Origin of the sequence: Nakamurella lactea DSM 19367 (genome assembly GCF_000426645.1) — a bacterium.
Classification (GTDB): Bacteria; Actinomycetota; Actinomycetes; order Mycobacteriales; family Nakamurellaceae; genus Nakamurella; species Nakamurella lactea.
The window spans coordinates 47,198-64,693 of record NZ_AUFT01000015.1 but is presented as its reverse complement, the minus strand read 5'-3'; the positions used below and the strand labels follow the sequence as shown (position 1 = coordinate 64,693).

The following is a 17,496-nucleotide window of genomic DNA, read 5'->3' as shown; positions in this document are numbered from 1 at the left end:
TGCTCGGCGGCATGACCTTTCGAGACCTGCCGGACAACATCCGTGACCTGTCGCTCGACGACCCGGTGCTGGCCGCCGACGTCGTCGACCTGTTTTGCTGCGAGGACGTCAGGAACGACGGCGCTCTCGCAGTGCTGATCTGCGACTCCGCGGGCCGCATGGTGCAACCCGTGCTGGTCGACGAGATGCAGTGGGCGTGCCCGGCGCAGGATCGGATGGTGATGGCGGCGAATCTGTTGACGGCAACGGCCATGTTCGACGGAAGCTTGATCGTCGCCTTCGCCCGCGCCGGCTCCCTGGTGACCGACACCGATCGCGCCTGGCACCAAACGTTTGTCGATGCCAGCCGCGGGGTCGGCGCGCGACTGCTCGGAACCTACGTTGCCGCGCCCGGACGGGTGGTACGTCTGCCCGATCCGGAGTTCCTGGCCGCTGTCGGTTGAGCAGCCGGCCGGGTCAGCCGGCGGGGGAGCTGCGGCCGAGTAGCTCGTGCTCGCGCGAGCGCACCTCGGCCCGCAATTCCTGCATCACCACGGTGGTGGCCGGGCGGCGCAGCGCCCGCGGCGCCAGGGCGGCGACGTAGTCGTTGCTCACGTCCACCTCGGCGCGCAGCACCCGTCGCAGGGTGACCTGGGCGTCGGCGAGGAAGGCCGGCAGCAGTCCGATGCCGGCTCCGGCCACGGTCGCCCGCAGCTGGGCGTGGACGCTGGTCGAGCTCACCTGAACCGGACGACCGCCGAACAGGCCCTCGAACACGTCCAGGTCTGCCACCCGCAGCAGTGACTCGACGTAGTAGACCAGCCGGTGCTCGCGGAGCTCGTCGATCGACGTCGGGGCTCCGTGGTCGGCGAGGTAGTCGCTGCTGGCATACAGACCCAGCACGTACGGGCTCAGCACCACGGTCTCCCAGCGCGGCACCGAGGATCCGACGCCGATCTCGATGTCGGCGCCGTGTCCCTGGACCACCGGCCGGGTGGCCGAGGTCAACTCGAGGGTGACCTTCGGGTGGGTCCGGACCATCCGGGCCATCGCCGGCCCGACGAACTCGGCGGCGAACGCGTCCGGGGCGGCGATCCGCACCAGTCCGGACAGCTCGCTGACGCCTCCTGGTTGTGCGAGAGTGCGTACTTGCCCGATGGCCCGCTCCACGGATTCGGACGCGGCCAACAGCGATCTACCCAATTCGGTCAGTTCGCAACCCCGGGCCGAACGCACCATCACCGGAGATCCGACCGCCACCTCCAGGGCGCTGATCCGCCGCGAGATCGTGGTGTGATCAAGTCCGATGCTGGCTGCCGCCCCGATCAAGGTGCCGGAACGCGCCACTTCCAGCAAGATGAGCAGATCGTCCGCCTTCACCATGACGACAGCATCCGCCGGCCGCCTCCGGTTGTGCAAATCTGCACAGACAGTGTGCGTGTTCGGTTCTGGCATGTCGGGTCACGGCGGCGCAAGATGGGGCGGTTCCCTGTCGGAGGGCAGGCGGCAACATCCGGACTGACGAGCAAGGGAGCGTTCGACGATGAACGTTGGATGGATAGGCCTCGGGCACATGGGTGACCCGATGACGACCAACCTGGTCAAGGCGGGGCATCAGGTCAAAGGTTTCGATCTGAGCGAGCCGGCGACGGCCGCGGCAGCCGAGCACGGGGTCACCGTTGTCGGCTCGATCGCCGAGGCGGTGGACGGGGCCGACGTGGTGTTCACCATGCTGCCGGCCGGAAGCCACGCCAAGGCGGTGATCACCGGCGACGACGGCGTGCTGGCCAACGCGCCGAAGACCGCCGTGGTGATCGATTCCTCCACCATCGACATCGACACCGCCCGGGAGCTGCACACCACCGCCGAGGCCGCGGGTTTCGCGTTCCTGGATGCTCCGGTGTCCGGCGGGGTGTCCGGTGCGGCAGCCGGCACGCTGACCTTCATGGTCGGCGGTGAGCCGGAGATCCTGGAGCGCGTTCGCGAGGTGATCGAGGTGATGGCGGGCAGGATCTTCCACTGCGGCGGACCCGGCAACGGTCAGGCGGCGAAGATCACCAACAACATGATGCTGGCGATCTGCCTGCAGGCCACCTGCGAGGGCGCGGTGCTGGCCGAGCGGCTCGGTCTGGACAGCGCCACCTTCCAGCAGCTGGCCACCGTGTCGTCTGGCGACAGCTGGGCTCTGCGCACCTGGTACCCGATCCCCGGCGTGGTGGAGACCGCCGCGGTGAACCGTGATTTCGCCGACGGGTTCTCCACCGCACTGCTGCGCAAGGACCTCGGCCTGGCGTTGCAGGCGGGCGAAAGCACCGGCACCGATGTGAGTTTCGCGGCCGGCGTCGCGAAGCGGCTGGACACGCTGGTCGAACGGGGCCTGTCCGAGCGTGACTGCTCGATCCTGGTCACCCTGCTGCAGGACGGCGTCGACTCCGAATCCGCTCGCAAGGGAGTTGACGGATGAGCGACATCCCAGGAACCGGTGCCTCGGCGGGGAATCCGCCTGAGCTGTCCAAGAACGCAGAACCGGCGGGCGGTGAGCCGAAGGAGGTCGTCGGCTGGAAGACGCTGCGCAAGGTGGTCGCCGCCTCGATGGCCGGCACGGTGGTGGAGTGGTACGAATTCTTCGTCTACGGCACCGCGACCGCGCTCGGGGTCTTCGGCGCGGTGTTCTTCCCCGGTGAGACCGCGAAGACCGGTCTCATCTACGCCTTCTCGACCTACGCCATCGGCTTCATCGCCCGCCCGCTCGGCGGTCTGGTGTTCGGTCATTTCGGCGACAAGTTCGGCCGCAAAAGGCTTTTGCAATTGTCGATCGTCATCGTCGGTGTCGCCACGTTCCTGATGGGGTGCATCCCGTCACACGCGGTGATCGGCTTCGGTGCGCCGCTGCTGCTGGTGATCCTGCGCTTCATCCAGGGTTTCGCGGTCGGCGGCGAGTGGGGCGGCGCGGTGTTGCTGATCTCCGAGCACTCGCCGAATGATCGGCGGGCCTTCTGGGGCAGCTGGCCGCAGGTCGGTGTGCCGCTGGGCAACCTGATCGCCACGGCAGTGATGCTGGTGCTGAACGCCACCCTGTCCAAGGAAGACTTCTTCACCTGGGGCTGGCGGGTCGCGTTCTGGCTCTCCGCGGTGATCGTGCTGGTCGGCTGGTACATCCGGCGCAGCGTCGAGGACGCGCCGATCTTCAAGGAGGCGACCGAGCGCGAGGAGGAGATGGTCAGCACCCGGCCGGCCTTCATCGACGTGTTCCGGCTCTACCCCCGGGAGATCATCGTGTCGATGATGATCCGGGCCGGCGAGAACGTCCTCTACTACATCGTCGTCACCTTCTCGATCACCTACCTCACCGGCATCGGCATCAAGGCCGTACCGATTCTCGGCTTCATGCTGATCGCCCATTTCCTGGAGATGTTCTGGATCCCGTACGTCGCCGGCTGGGCGGACAAGATCGGCCGTCGGCCGATCTACCTGGTGGGCTCGGCACTGATGGTCGTGTACGCCTGGGTCGGTTTCCTGCTGTTCGATGGCAGTCGCAACGGCGGATCGTCGTTGTGGTTCACCCTCGGACTGGTGGTCGGTGTGTTCGTCCACGGCCTGATGTACTCGGTGCAGCCGGCGATCATGAGCGAGATGTTCCCGACCAAGATGCGCTACACCGCGGTATCCATCGGCGCCCAGCTGACGAGTGTGGTCTCCGGGTCCGTCGCACCGTTGATCGGTGTCGCACTGCTGACCAACGTCGCCGCCAAGGACACCCCGGTCGCCGACATCACCTCGGCGAACTCCGGCTGGGGCTGGGTGGCGGTCTACATCGCCGCGATGGGCCTCGTCTCGTTCATCGGTGCCATTCTGTACAAAGAGACCAAGGGCAACGACCTGGCCGAACTGGACGCCAACGACCGCCGCTACGAGTTGGTCCCGGTCCCCGAACCGTGACGGTGCGGCGGCCGAGATCACGAGATCGAGGGAAGAGCAATGAGTTCAACGACTGAGCAGAGCACGACCGCCACCGCCACCGAGGTGGCTGAGGCACCGATGTTGATCGGCGGGCAGTGGGTGCCGGCGGTGGCCGGCGAGTGGATCGACGTGGTCTCGGCGGGCGAACGGTCGGCGACCCTGGCCAGGGTGCCGCGCGGGCGGGAGGCCGACGCGGACCGGGCCGTCAAGGCCGCCAGGGCGGCCTTCCCCGGCTGGCGCGCGGTGCACTTCAAGGAACGTCAGCAGGCGTTGTTGAAGATCGCCGACGCGCTGGCCGACGCCGCCGAGGAACTGGCGGTGCTCACCGCCAAGGACACCGGCAACGCGATCCGCACCCAGGCCCGCCCGGAGTCGCAGACCCTGGTCGACCTGTTCCGCTACTTCGGTGGGGTGGCCGGCGAGTTCAAGGGCGTCAACCTGCCGGCCGGCGACGGGCAACTGCAGTACACCCGGCGGGAGCCGCTCGGCGTGGTGGCCGGGATCCTGCCGTGGAACTCGCCGCTGATGATCGCCGGATTCAAGACCCCGGCGGCGCTGGCGGCCGGCAACACGGTGGTGCTCAAGGCGGCCGAGGACGCGCCGCTGACCATCCTGAAGATGGCCGAGATCTGCCAGCAGTTCCTGCCGGACGGTGTGCTGAACGTGGTCACCGGCTACGGCACCGAGGTCGGCGAGGCACTGGTCCAGCACCCGGACGTCGACAAGGTGTCGTTCACCGGATCGACCAGGGTGGGCAAACACGTCGCCTCGACAGCGGGCGAGCGGATCAGCCACATTTCGCTCGAGCTGGGCGGCAAGAGCCCGTCGATCGTCTTCCCGTCTGCCGCCAGGGACGCCGACCAGGTCGACGCGCTGGCATCGAACCTGTTGCTGTCCACCAGGTTCGCCCGGCAGGGCCAGTCGTGCACGGCCGGCTCCCGGCTGTTCGTGCACACCGACGTGTACGACGACGTACTGGCCGCGGTCGCCGCCAAGGCCAAGGCGATGAAGGTCGGCAACCCGTTGGACGAGTCCACCGACATGGGCGCGATCATCAACCAGAAGCAGTTCGACCAGATCAACAACTACATCGCCGACGGCAAGAGCCAGAAGGGCGTCGAGCTCGCCCTGGACTGTGCGCTGGACATCCCGGACGGACTGGACGGCTTCTATCAGGGGCCGACCATCTTCTCGATGGGCGACAACTCCTGGCGGATCGCCCGCGAGGAGATCTTCGGCCCGGTGCTGGTGGCGATCCCGTTCTCCGATCGGGACGAGGCGATCCGGATGGCCAACGACTCGCACTACGGGTTGGCTGCTTTCGTCTGGTCCAACGATCTGACCGAGGCGCTGGACACAGCGCACCGGATCGAATCCGGCTGGGTACAGGTGAACCAGGGCGGCGGCCAGGTGATCGGGCAGGCCTATGGGGGCTACAAGACCTCCGGAATCGGCCGCGAGGTTTCCCTGGAAGGTGCGATGGACGGCTTCACCCAGGTCAAGCAGATCAACGTCAAGATCGGCTAGTTGCGCATGTGTAGCGGTGCACCGAAAGCGAGCGACAACAGCGCTTTCGGTGCACCGGGGCCGGGGATGGCGAAGGGACCTGGATGGAATCGCTGACCCCGGGCGATGACGTCCTGCTGCGCCGGCCGAGCCTGTCGGACGCGCCAGGACTGCTGGCCGTGCACGGGGATCCGCTGGCCTACCTCTTCGATCCACAGGAGCGGCACGTCGATCTCGGCTACACCGAACGCTGGCTGCAGCCGATCCTGCAGCACTGGACCGACCACGGCTTCGGCTACTGGACCGTGCTGGTTCCGCTCGACTGGTGGCCAGCCGGTCCGCCGGGCAGCGGGCCGGCGGATGCCGGCCGGGTGGTCGCCGGTATGGGCGGGATCCGGTTCCATCGGTGCGCCGGCGTGCAGGTGCTCAATGTGTATTACCGGCTGGCCCCGCCGGTCCAGGGGCGGCGGCTGGCCGGCCGGCTGGTCGACGCCGCGGTGGAATGGGCCGCGGTGAACCTGACCGGCACCGATCTGGTGGTCAGGACCCGTCCGCAGAACGCGGTCGCCCGGCATGTGGCGCGGCGCGCCGGCTTCGTGGACGAAGGGATCGACCCGGAGGATGCGGCGATGGTGCAACTGCGGCTCCGGTCGCCGGCAGCCAGCCGGTAGCGTCGGGAAACGTGAGCAACGATCCGGGACTGTTCGCCGAGCCGGCGACCGACAGCGGCGGGGCTACATCGGGTGCCAGGGCGACCCGGTTGCCGACCGACCCGGTGGACCCCAACGCGCCGCTGGCCGTCCGGATGCGGCCGGCCACTCTCGACGAGGTGCTGGGGCAGGATCACCTGCTCGGCCCTGGCGCCCCGCTGCGTCGGCTGGTGCAGGGCGGGGCGCCGGCCTCGATGCTGCTGTACGGCCCGCCGGGGACCGGCAAGACCACCCTGGCCACCCTGGTGGCCGGTGCCACCGGCCGCCGGTTCGCCCAGCTGTCCGCACTGAACGCCGGGGTGAAGGAAGTGCGCGCGGTGATCGCCGAGGCCCGGGATTCGCTGCGGCGCACCGGTGAACAAACCGTGCTGTTCATCGACGAGGTGCACCGGTTCTCCAAGACCCAGCAGGATTCATTGCTGGGCGCGGTCGAGGACCGCACCGTCATCCTGATCGGCGCCACCACCGAGAACCCGTACTTCTCGGTCGTCTCGCCACTGCTGTCCCGGTCGCTGGTGTTGCAGTTGCGGCCGCTCGGCGACGCCGACGTCGAGGCGCTGATCGACCGGGCGCTGGCGGACCCGCGCGGCCTGGCCGGGAAGGTGGGCATCGCCGACGATGCGAAGGCGCACCTGGTGGCGCTCGGCGGAGGTGACGCCCGCCGGTCGCTGACCGCGCTGGAGGCGGCCGCCGACAGCGTTCTCGACCCACGTGACGGCGCCGCTCCGGCCGACGACGGCATCATCGACCTGGCCGCCGTTGAGCGCGCGGTCGACCGCGCGGCGGTGCGCTACGACCGGGACGGCGACCAGCACTACGACGTGATCAGTGCCTTCATCAAGTCGATCCGGGGGAGCGACGTCGACGCCGCGCTGCATTATCTGGCCCGGATGATCGAGGCCGGGGAGGACCCGCGGTTCATCGCGCGCCGGCTGATGGTGCACGCCTCCGAGGACATTGGGATGGCGGATCCGACGGCAATTCAGGTCGCCGTGGCAGCAGCGCAGGTGGTGCAGCTGGTCGGGCTGCCCGAGGCGCGGATCGGCTTGGCGCAGGCCACGATTCACCTGGCGACCGCGCCGAAGTCGAACGCGGTGGTCGCCGCCATCGACGCGGCGATGGCCGACGTGCGGGCCGGCAAGGCCGGTCTGGTTCCGCCGCCGCTGCGTGACGGGCACTATCCGGGTGCCGCCAAGCTCGGCAACGCCCAGCGCTACGTCTATCCGCACGATCTGGCCGAAGGCGTTGCGCGGCAACAGTACCCACCCGACGAACTGGTCGGAACCGACTATTACACGCCGACCGGGCGTGGCGCCGAGAGGGGCCTGTCCGAACGACTACCGAAGCTGCGGAAGGCGATTCGCGAGCGGCCGTCGTCGCCGGAATAGCCGTTCGTCGGTGCGGGTTGCCGTACCTGAGGAACCTGTATTCACCCACCACCGGAGGGACGTCGAGAATGACGCGAGCTATCCAGATCAGCAGGACGGGCGGACCGGAGGTGCTGGTCCCGGCCGACATCACGGTCCCGGAGCCCGGCCCAGGTCAGGCCACCGTCGAGATCGCTGCGGCCGGGGTCAACTTCATCGACATCTACCAGCGCGAAGGCAGGTATCCGCTCGACCTGCCGTACGTACCCGGTTCCGAGGGTGCGGGCCGGGTCACGGCGGTCGGGGCTGACGTCGATCTGGTGAAGGTCGGCGATCGGGTGGCCTGGGCATCGCTACCCGGCTCCTACGCCGGCGCGGTCACCGGCCCGGCGGATCGGTTGGTGCCGGTACCGGACGGCGTCAGCGACGAACAGGCCGCGGCATTGCCGCTGCAGGGCGCAACGGCCCAGTACCTGGCCAGGGACTCGTATCCGATCGCCGCAGGTGACACGGTGCTGATCCATGCCGGAGCCGGTGGTGTCGGCCTGCTGCTGACCCAGGTCGCCAAGATCCTCGGGGCAACGGTGATCACCACCGTGTCCACGGCAGACAAGGGTGAGCTGTCCAGCGGCGCCGGGGCCGACCACGTGATCGTCGGGTACGACGATGTCGCCGCCACGGTCCGCGAGCTCACCGGCGGTGACGGCGTCGCCGCGGTGTACGACGGCGTCGGCAGGGACACCTTCGAAGGATCGCTCGCCTCGCTGCGTCGACGGGGGCGGATGATCCTGTTCGGCGCTTCGAGCGGTCCGGTGCCGCCGTTCGACCTGCAGCGGCTCAACCCATTGGGCTCCCTGTCGGTCAGCAGGCCCACCCTGAAGGACTTCACCGTCACCCGCGAGGAACTGATCGGCCGGACCGATGAATTGTTCGGCTGGATCGCCGACGGCCGGCTGACCCTGCGGGTCGGCGCGACCTATCCGCTCGATCAGGCCGCGCACGCGCACCAGGATCTGGCCGGCCGTCGGACCACCGGAAAGGTGCTGTTGATCCCCTGATGCGGCCGGCCGGAAAATAAGAGAGCGCCGCTCTCGATTCTCTGTCATGATGTGAGTCCCGCTCCACGTAGAGAGCGGTGCTTACAGAATCGAGGCGGAGCAATGACGATGACGACGGAACGGCCGGCCGGGCCGATCGATGCCGCGGCGACCCGGATGTCGCCGGTGCTGCTGGCCGCGGCCGGGTTGCTGTTCGCGGTGTACCCGGCGGTGCGCCCCTATGCGCCCGGTGGCGGCGCGGACACGGCGACACAGTTCGCCTCACCCTGGTGGCTGGTGGCGCATCTGGCGGCGGTGGCCGGCTTCCTCGCGGTGGCGGCCGCGTTCGTCGGCGTGCCGCGGATGCTGGCCGGCAGTGGCGGCGAGCGGGTGGCCGCGGTCGGTGCCGCGCTTACCGGGCTGGGGGTGGGTCTGACGGCCCTCTATTACGGGTCCGAGGCGTTTGCCCTGCATGCGCTCGGGGTCGACGCCACCAGTGGCGCGCCCGACGCGTTGAATCCCGGCACCGTCCTCGATCTGGCCGACCGGATCCGGACCGGCGGGGTGGCGATGACGACCTTCGGCGCCGGGTTGCTGCTGCTCGGTGTCGGGGCGGTGCTGGTGGCGGTCGGACTCGCCCGCCGCTTCCCGTGGTGGAGCGGTGCGGTGATGGCGCTCGGCTTCGCGCTGTTCATCCCGCAGTTCTGGGCACCGCCCGCGCTGCGGATCGGCCACGGCGCGTTGCTCGCTGTCGGCCTGCTGCTGCTGGCCGCGGTACTGCGAACCAGGGAACGTCGGACTCGGGCGTAACGTTCGATCGGTGGCACGGGAGCGAACGAGGCCTGCCGGACGTCGGATCGGCTTCGCCGATCCGACGGTGCCCATCCTGCTCGCTGCGCTGGCAGTACACGTGGTGCGGCGCAACGTGTTCGACGTCGTCGTCTTCGGTCTGACGGTCGTGGTCATCGGCATCGACCGGTACCGACGGTTCCCGGTGTCGACGCCGCGGCGCGCACCGGTTCCCAGTTGGCTGGTGGCCGCCGGGGCGATCCTGTTCGGCGTCGTCATCGGAGCGACCGACGTCGCCGGTTGGCCGGTCCGGATCTCGCTGGCCGTCGCCGGCATCGCCGCCCTGTGGCGGGTGGCCGGTGCCCCTCCGGCTGCCACCGGCCGGACCGGAGGCCCGGCGCCGGCCGGACGGGCTCCCCGCGGCTGGCTGACCTGGGCGGGTCTGCTGGTGCTCGCCGCCTTGCTCGAACTCTCCAGCTTTCTGCAGCAGCCCGATCCACAGACCGGCAGCTACGACCACCCGACGCTCTCCACGCTGATCGAGCCCCTCCTCGGGTCGACGGTGTTCCGGATGATCGCACTTGCGATATGGCTGGCGGCCGGTTGTTGGCTGGTCCGGGCGTGCCTGCGGCCGGGAGATCGGCCGCCGGGGGAGAGGCGGTGAGCAGTCACCTGATCACCGTGCTGGCGTATGCGCTGATCGCTGCGCTGTTGGTGGCGGTGGAACTGGTAGCCCGATTCGGTACGGCACGGGTCCCGACGCTCGGTTCGCTGCTGCGCGGGGCGCTCCGACATCGGGCCGCGCAGTTCGGATTGCTGTTGGCCTGGTGGTGGATCGGCTGGCACTTCTTCGTCGGTTGATCTCCGGTCCCAGCCATCTGAAGCAAACCGCGCGAAATATATCTTGCGAAAGAAACATTTCATGTTTAGGTTGGATGGATGGCAGACATCACCGACCCGAAGGCGATGCGGGCGCTGGCACACCCGCTGCGGATCCAGCTGCTGGAGGCGCTGCTCACCAAGGGTGAGGCAACCGCGACCGTCCTGGCCGACATGGTCAACGAAAGCCCGTCCAACTGTTCGTTCCACCTGCGCAAGCTCGCGCAACACGGCTACATCGAGCGGGCCGACGATGCGGCGGGCCGGGAAAAGCCCTGGCGCGTCGTCGATCCGACGCAGAATTTCGTGGGGGATTCGGACGACCCGCAGTCGCTGCAGGCGAGTACCGCGGTGAGTGCCGCGTTCCGGGAATGGGACGTCGCGCGGATGCGGGCGGCCGACGGGCGCCCGAACCCGAAGCAGTGGCGGGGCACCACCTTCCAGCGTGGTGCGACCATGTACCTGACGCCCGACGAGGCGAAGGGGATCGAGGCCGGGCTGGCCGCGCTGGTCGAACCGTATCTGGAGCGGCTCACCGATCCGAGTAAACGCCCGGACGGTGGCGGACTGGTCCGGCTGTTCGCCGCCACCACCTACCTGATTGAGTACCAGGATCAACTGGATGCCGAGCAGCGTGAGCGGGCCGCGGCGAGGAACGAGTCGTGAAGTCGCTGATGCGGGTGCCGCACTTCCGCCGGCTGCTGGCCGCCTGGTCGATCGGCAACTTCGCCGACAGCGCGCTGTTCCTGACGCTGGCCGTCTGGGCCAAGGATCTGACCGGCAGCAGCGGTGCCGCTGGGCTGGTGTTCTTCTGTCTCGGTGCGCCGATGCTGGCCGCACCTTTGTTCGGACTGTTGGCGGATCGGCTGCGCCGCAAGCCGTTGCTCATCGCCTCGAACCTGATCGCGGCGGCGGCGGTGCTCGGCCTGCTGGCCGTCCAGCGGCCCTCCGACCTGTGGATCCTGTACCTGGTGACCGTTGTCTACGGTGCGCTCGGCAGCCTGAACGGCGCCGCCCAGTCCGGGTTGCTGCGAACGATGCTCACCGACGACGACCTGGGACCGGCCAACGCCCTGTTCATGACGATCGACCAGGGGCTGCGGATCCTGACGCCGTTGGTCGGCGCAGGGCTCTACACCGTCTACGGCGGGCCGGCGCTGGCCGCGGCCACCTCGGTGTTGCTGGTGATGACCGCGCTGGGACTGCTGACCGTCAGAACCCGGGAGCCGAGGCCGACCGGCTCATCGGCGACCGATGCGGGCTGGACCGCGATGATGGCCGGCTTCCGGCACCTGCGTCGAGTCCCGGAACTGATGTCGATCGTGATCGGCATGGCGGTATCGCTCGCCGTGATCGGGCTGTTCGACTCCTTGCTGTTCGTCGTGGTGGAGAAAGGCCTCGGGCGTGAGCCGGCGTTCTTCGGGGTGCTGATGAGTGCGCAGGGCGCCGGCAGCATCCTCGGTGGGATCACCGCGGTACGGCTGCTGAAGTGGCTCGGCCCGATCCGCAGCGTCGCCGTGGGTCTTGGCACCCTGGCAGTGTCGTCGATCCCGTTCCTGTTCGGTAGCACCACTTTCGCCCTGATCGGATCGGTGGTCGGCGGGGCCGCGATCCCGTGGGCATTCGTCGCGCTGGCGACCACCCGGCAGAAGCTGACGCCGAATCACCTGCAAGGCAGGGTGGCCTCGGCCACCGGAATGGCCCTGCAGATACCGCAATTGACGTCGATCGCGGTCGGCGCGGCGATCGTCGCCGTTGTCGACTACCGGCTACTGCTGGTCGCCGCAGCGCTGGTGATCGGGTCTGCTGCCGGCTGGCTGTGGTGGCGACCGGTCCGGCCGGCCGCCACCACGGTGGCGGCCGAGGTGCCCGCGGAAGCGCCCGGCGTCGTCATTCCCGCTGACGAGCTGACGAGCTGACCGGCCGGGGGCGTCAGCCGACCAGCCAGGCCGCGGTGTCCGGCGGGAGCGCACCGTCGACGAGCTCGCCGGAGGCGAGCAGCAGCTCGCCCGGCGGCAGCGGCACCGGACCGTCACCCAGGTTCGCGATCACCGTCACCGGTCCGTTGCTGAACGTCAGCACCGACGGGGCTGACGGCACCCACCGCAGCGCGCCGTTGCCCAGGTCGCGCTCGCGGCGGGTGGCCAGCGCCGCCCGGTACAGCTCGAGGGTGGATCCGTTCACCCCGACCTGCCGGTCGCGAGCCAGTGCCGAATACGATTCGGGTTGCGGCAGCCAGGTTCTGCCGGTCGGGCCGAACCCGAGGCCAGGTGCGTCGGCCTCCCACGGCAGCGGAATCCGGCAGCCGTCCCGGCCGCGCTCGAGCTGCCCGGACCGCATCCAGGTGGGGTCCTGGCGCAGGTCGTCGTCCAGTGCTGTGTGCTCCGGCAACCCGAGTTCCTCGCCCTGGTACAGGTAGGCCGAACCCGGCAGCCCGAGCATCAGCAGGGTCGCGGCCCTGGCTCTGCGCAGGCCGAGGACGGCGTCGGGTTGATCGTCAGTGGCGCCGATCCCGTTGGGCCGCAGGGTGAGGTCGGCCAGTCCGAACCGGGATGCGTGCCGGACCACGTCATGGTTGGACAACACCCAGGTGGTCGGGGCGCCGACGCTGTCGTTGACTGCGATCGACGAGTCGATGACGGCGAGGATGGCGGCGGCATCCCACGGCGCCGACAGGTACTCGAAATTGAACGCCTGGTGCATCTCGTCCGGCCGGACGTACCTGGCCAGCCGGGACAGCGGGGAAACCCAGGCCTCGGCAACCATCATCCGGTCGCCGGGGTACTCGTCGAGCAGCCTGCGCCAGTCGCGATAGATCTCGTGCACGCCGTCCTGATCCCACATCGGTGAGGTCGGGCCGCTGTGCACGATGGCGTCCCCGGCGCCGCTGGTGGCGGTGAGAATCGTGCTCATCATGTTGGTCTCGGCGTCGGAAGTGACGTCGGGCAGCCCGTCCGCCTTGATCAGCGCGTTGGCGACGTCGACCCGGAACCCGTCGACCCCGCGATCGAGCCAGAACCGCAGCACCCGCAGGAATTCGGCCCTGACCTCCGGGTTGGTCCAGTCGAAGTCCGGTTGCTTGGTGTCGAACAGGTGCAGGTACCACTGCCCCGGCGAGCCGTCCGCGTCGGTGGTCCGGGTCCAGGCCGGTCCACCGAACACCGACGGCCAGTTGTTCGGCGGTTCGTTGCCGCCGGGTCCGACGCCGTCCCGGAACAGGTAGCGGGCGCGTTCCGGCGAGCCGGCCGGCGCGGCCAACGCCGCCTGGAACCAGGGGTGTTCGTCGGAGGAGTGGTTCGGCACCAGATCGACGATCACCTTGAGCCCCAGGCGATGTGCCTGTCCGATCAGCGCGTCGAAGTCGGCGAGGCTGCCGAACAGCGGGTCGACGTCGCAGTAGTCGGCGACGTCGTAGCCGGCGTCCGCCTGCGGCGAGCGGTAGAACGGCGACAGCCAGAGCGCGTCGACCCCCAGTTCGACCAGCGCCGGCAGCCGACCGGTGATGCCCGGCAGATCGCCGACGCCGTCTCCGTCCGCGTCCGCGAAGGAACGGGGGTAGATCTGGTACACGACGGCGTTGCGCCACCACTCCGGGCTCATGGATCCAGCGTATCGAGTGGTTTCGACGGCGAGTGGCCGGCACATGAGACGAGGCAGAAATGGCGGCGGTCCAGCAGCACAAGTTGACATCCTCCCCGCCCTGACGGGCGGGGATTCCAGGGCTCCGCTCAGGCGGCCTGCGGGTTGACGCTGCCCACCGGGGTGGGGCTTGCGCGTCCAGCAACCGCGAGTCCCGCGGCCAAGATATTGCATGCTGCGTTGATGTCGGCGTTGCCGCGCCAACCACACTTTGTGCATCGGAAGTCCGCTTGGCTCTCGCGGTTCCCGGCCTCGGTGTGACTGCACTGGTGGCAACGCTGACTGGTGAAGGCCGCCAGGACCTGCACGATCCTGCACCCGGTGTAACGGGCCTGATGGGCCAGGGTAAGCGCGAAGCGGCCCCAGCCCTTCCCGAGGATCGCCCGGTTCAACCCGGCCTTCTGCGACCGCTGGTTGGCCAGGAAGGCGCCTGGCCGGTCCGGGTCCGGTTTCGCCGCGGGGCTGCGGGTCATGCCCTTGGTGTTCAGGTTCTCGATAGCGACCAGCGAATGCTCCCGGACCAGCTGGCGGGCGGTCTTGGTCAACCAGTCATCCCGCCGCCGCCGGACCTTCCCCTGAACAGCCGCGATCCGCTTCTTGGTCCGCAGATACCGCGCCGACGGTTGCTGCCGCCGACCGCGGGCCTTCGGGTTCTTGCGTTGCCGATCCTTCGACGGCTTCGAGCGCGGTCCGTGTTGGCGGCCCAGGCGCTGCTGCAACCGGACCAGCCGGTCCTGCTCGGCGGCGGTGATGAACGTCTGATCGAGCATCCGCCCGTCCGACAAAGCTGCCGCGATCTTGACACCCCGATCGACGCCGACCGCCGGCCGCGGGTCCGATACCGGCGGTTGGACTTCCAGGATCCCGTCCTCGACCAGAAAGGTGACGTGCCATTGGCCGTCGCGGACGTTCACCGTCGCCGAGCGGACCCGACCGTCGAGGTCGCGGGTCCACCGGAACTTCACCCACCCGAGTTTCGGCAGGTTCACCCGCCCCCAACGCTTCGACAGCCGTTGCACCCGCATCCGCGGACCATCAGGGAACCGCATCGACGGGGACCACCGATCCTTCGACCGCCAGCGGACCCGCCAAGTACCCACCGCCCGACAGGCCCGATCCAAATCCATCAACGTCTGCTGCAACACATGCGACGGCGCCTGCGTCAACCACGCCAGATCCGGGTCGGTCTTGGCCTGAGCCAGCTCCCGGGCCTGCTGCGGATAGTTGACCCACCCGTCGCGCCGCCGGTATTCCCGACGCTGCTCCAACCCGGTGTTCCACACAGCACGGCAAATACCCGCCCAGTCATGCAGGGCGGCGTCCTGTTCCGGGGTCACCCGCAACCGGAATATCCTGCCTACCACCATGACCTGACCGTCCCATCCACCACCGACAGTGCCTTGTCGGCACTGAGTGTGGCTCCAGGTTGATGCGCTAACTCCGCCCTGAAGGACGAAGTCTGCGCGCTACGTTTTCCGATCACCCTCGACGAGTCCGAGATGCCCACCCGCTGGTACAACATCGTGCCGGACCTGCCCGCTCCACCGCCGCCACCGCTGCACCCCGGTACCCATCAGCCGGTCGGCCCGGAGGACTTGGCGCCGCTGTTCCCGATGGAGTTGATCGCCCAGGAGGTGTCCACCGACTCCTACATCGACATCCCCGACGAGGTACAGGACGTCTACCGGCTCTGGCGGCCGTCACCGCTGTTCCGGGCGCACCGGCTGGAACGCGCGCTCGGCACCCCCGCGCGGATCTACTACAAGTACGAGGGAGTGTCGCCGGCCGGCTCGCACAAGCCCAATACCGCTGTGCCGCAGGTGTTCTACAACGCCAAGGCGGGCGTGAAGAAGCTGACAACGGAGACCGGTGCCGGCCAGTGGGGGACCGCGCTGGCCTTCGCCTGCGCACTGTTCGACGTCGAGTGCGAGGTGTGGCAGGTCGGTGCGTCGTACGACGCCAAGCCGTACCGGAGGACCCTGATCGAGACGTTCGGCGGCACCGTGCACCGCTCCCCGTCGCGGCTGACCGAGGCCGGAAGAGCCTTCGCCGACGGACATCCCGGTTCCCTGGGTATCGCGATTTCCGAGGCGGTCGAGGTCGCGGCGCAGCGCGACGACACCAAGTACGCCCTCGGCTCGGTGCTGAATCATGTGCTGCTGCACCAGACGATCATCGGCGAGGAGGCGCTGCTGCAACTGGCCAAGGCCGGCGAGAGCGGCGCAGACCTGGTGGTCGGCTGCACCGGCGGCGGGAGCAATTTCGGCGGGCTGGCCTTCCCGTTCATCCGGGAGAAGCTGGCCGGCCGACAGAATCCGGTGATCCGCGCCGTCGAGCCGGCCGCCTGCCCGTCGCTGACCCGCGGTGAGTACCGCTACGACTTCGGCGACACCGCCGGGCTGACGCCGCTGATGAAGATGCACACCCTCGGGCATGACTTCATTCCGGATCCGATCCACGCCGGCGGTTTGCGCTACCACGGAATGGCGCCGCTGATCTCGCACATCTACGAACTCGGCCTGATGGAGGCACTGGCCGTCGATCAGACCGAGTGCTTCGCCGCCGCGCTGCAGTTCACCAGGACCGAGGGCATCGTGCCGGCCCCGGAGCCGACCCATGCATTGGCGGCGACCATCCGAGAGGCTCTGGCCTGCAAGGAATCCGGTGAGGAGAAGGTGATCGTCACCGCGCTCTGTGGGCACGGCATGCTCGATCTTGCCTCCTACGACGCCTACCTGAACGGCCGGATGACGGACTCCGAACTGTCGGCCGAGTCTCTGCGTGCGGCCTTCGCAACGGTCCCCGAGATGGCGTAACCCATTCATCGCGCGACCGTCGCCGGTCGCGCCGAGCCGGGGAGAACGCTCCCAGTCGGCAAGTTGGGGTGCGATTTTGCTGTTGTGGCGGGGAGAAGCGCTCCGACTTGGTGGAGTCGGTTCGACCGGGAGCTGACGGCAATTCGATCGGTCCGGCGTGCGACCATGAGCCATGGCTCTCCATCAATTCCTGGCATTCGGTGTCGCTGCCATGATCCTGATTGCGATTCCTGGCCCGAGCGTCATGTTCGTCGTCGGGCGGGCGCTGGCGCACGGCCGGCGCACCGCGTTGGCATCGGTGGTCGGCAACGCACTCGGGCTGTACACGGTCGCTGCGCTGGTAGCGCTCGGTCTCGGACGGCTCCTGGCGACGTCGATGATCGCCTTCACCGCGGTCAAGATCGCCGGTGCCGGCTATCTGGTGTTCCTGGGTATCCAGGCGATCCGGAAGCGCCGGCGGCTGCACGAGACAACGGAGGCCACCGAGGGCGATCGAGGCTTCTGGCGCTCGGCGGCGGAGGGATACCTGGTCGGCGTCGCCAACCCCAAGGGGTTCATCATCTTCGCGTCCGTGCTGCCCCAGTTCATCGATCCGGGCGCCGGGAGTGCCACGGCGCAGATGCTGCTGCTGGGCCTGGTCGCGTTCGGGGTCGCCTTGGTGTCCGACAGCCTGTGGGCGGTCCTGGCCAGCGCCGTCCGGTCGTGGTTCAGCAGGTCGCCGCGCCGCACCGCCGCAGTGCAAACCGTCGGTGGGGTATCGATGATCGGCCTCGGCATCTCCATCGCGACCACCGGCGCGAAGGGCTGACGGACA

General features: G+C 68.8%; 16 protein-coding genes and 1 pseudogene. 14 read left to right on the top strand and 3 right to left on the bottom strand.

From position 1 onward, the window contains the following. The first annotated feature begins 11 nt into the window (after positions 1-11). Complete coding sequence (locus tag K340_RS0114670) at positions 12-443, top strand: hypothetical protein (RefSeq protein ID WP_154674273.1); 432 nt, start codon at positions 12-14, stop codon at positions 441-443. Positions 444-456: 13 nt separating this feature from the next. Here the strand turns inward: K340_RS0114670 and K340_RS0114665 are convergent, their stop codons facing one another. Continuing rightward, a complete protein-coding gene (locus K340_RS0114665; protein ID WP_211229448.1) occupies positions 457-1,362 on the bottom strand; it encodes a LysR family transcriptional regulator in 906 nt (301 codons plus the stop codon). Positions 1,363-1,519: 157 nt separating this feature from the next. Here K340_RS0114665 and mmsB point away from each other — a divergent pair. From mmsB to K340_RS30225, 11 genes and pseudogenes are all read left to right on the top strand, one after another. Further along, positions 1,520-2,443: pseudogene (gene mmsB / locus K340_RS0114660) on the top strand (3-hydroxyisobutyrate dehydrogenase); the annotation flags it as partial. Then, positions 2,440-3,918 (top strand): MFS transporter, encoded by a 1,479-nt coding sequence (locus K340_RS0114655; protein ID WP_084614482.1) that lies wholly within the window; start codon positions 2,440-2,442, stop codon positions 3,916-3,918. The pseudogene mmsB and the gene K340_RS0114655, both read left to right, overlap by 4 nt. Before the next feature lie 39 nt (positions 3,919-3,957). Then, positions 3,958-5,466, top strand: a complete 1,509-nt coding sequence (locus tag K340_RS0114650) for an aldehyde dehydrogenase family protein (RefSeq protein WP_051266384.1) — start codon at positions 3,958-3,960, stop codon at positions 5,464-5,466. Between the two features lie 83 nt (positions 5,467-5,549). Beyond that, a complete protein-coding gene (locus tag K340_RS0114645; protein WP_029137264.1) occupies positions 5,550-6,116 on the top strand; it encodes a GNAT family N-acetyltransferase in 567 nt (188 codons plus the stop codon). Positions 6,117-6,250: 134 nt separating this feature from the next. After that, complete coding sequence (locus tag K340_RS30235) at positions 6,251-7,543, top strand: replication-associated recombination protein A (protein ID WP_084614500.1); 1,293 nt, start codon at positions 6,251-6,253, stop codon at positions 7,541-7,543. 68 nt (positions 7,544-7,611) lie between these two features. Beyond that, positions 7,612-8,580, top strand: a complete 969-nt coding sequence (locus tag K340_RS0114635; protein ID WP_037364846.1) for a quinone oxidoreductase family protein — start codon at positions 7,612-7,614, stop codon at positions 8,578-8,580. Between the two features lie 102 nt (positions 8,581-8,682). After that, complete coding sequence (locus K340_RS0114630) at positions 8,683-9,369, top strand: hypothetical protein (RefSeq protein WP_211229446.1); 687 nt, start codon at positions 8,683-8,685, stop codon at positions 9,367-9,369. Positions 9,370-9,379: 10 nt separating this feature from the next. Beyond that, positions 9,380-10,012, top strand: coding sequence for a hypothetical protein (locus K340_RS0114625; RefSeq protein ID WP_029137261.1), 633 nt, complete (start codon positions 9,380-9,382; stop codon positions 10,010-10,012). Further along, a complete protein-coding gene (locus tag K340_RS0114620; protein ID WP_037364844.1) occupies positions 10,009-10,209 on the top strand; it encodes a DUF6186 family protein in 201 nt (66 codons plus the stop codon). Before K340_RS0114625 ends, K340_RS0114620 begins: the two co-directional genes overlap by 4 nt. Positions 10,210-10,287: 78 nt before the next feature. Further along, positions 10,288-10,893, top strand: coding sequence for an ArsR/SmtB family transcription factor (locus K340_RS30230; protein ID WP_051266382.1), 606 nt, complete (start codon positions 10,288-10,290; stop codon positions 10,891-10,893). Further along, positions 10,890-12,146 carry an MFS transporter gene (locus K340_RS30225; protein WP_051266380.1) on the top strand — a complete coding sequence of 419 codons (1,257 nt, stop codon included), beginning with the start codon at positions 10,890-10,892 and terminating at the stop codon, positions 12,144-12,146. Before K340_RS30230 ends, K340_RS30225 begins: the two co-directional genes overlap by 4 nt. 13 nt (positions 12,147-12,159) lie before the next feature. Here K340_RS30225 and K340_RS0114605 read toward each other — a convergent pair whose 3' ends face one another. Then, positions 12,160-13,827, bottom strand: coding sequence for a glycoside hydrolase family 13 protein (locus K340_RS0114605; RefSeq protein ID WP_245599567.1), 1,668 nt, complete (start codon positions 13,825-13,827; stop codon positions 12,160-12,162). Positions 13,828-13,955: 128 nt separating this feature from the next. Beyond that, positions 13,956-15,233, bottom strand: a complete 1,278-nt coding sequence (locus tag K340_RS30220) for an RNA-guided endonuclease InsQ/TnpB family protein (RefSeq protein ID WP_051266378.1) — start codon at positions 15,231-15,233, stop codon at positions 13,956-13,958. Between the two features lie 111 nt (positions 15,234-15,344). Here K340_RS30220 and K340_RS0114595 point away from each other — a divergent pair, with 111 nt between their 5' ends. Both K340_RS0114595 and K340_RS0114590 read left to right on the top strand, forming a co-directional pair. Next, the gene (locus tag K340_RS0114595; protein ID WP_029137258.1) at positions 15,345-16,682 is read left to right on the top strand and encodes a TrpB-like pyridoxal phosphate-dependent enzyme; all 1,338 of its coding nucleotides are present in this window, start codon (positions 15,345-15,347) and stop codon (positions 16,680-16,682) included. A 172-nt stretch (positions 16,683-16,854) separates the two neighbouring features. Further along, positions 16,855-17,490, top strand: coding sequence for a LysE family translocator (locus tag K340_RS0114590; RefSeq protein ID WP_029137257.1), 636 nt, complete (start codon positions 16,855-16,857; stop codon positions 17,488-17,490). Positions 17,491-17,496: the final 6 nt, after the last annotated feature.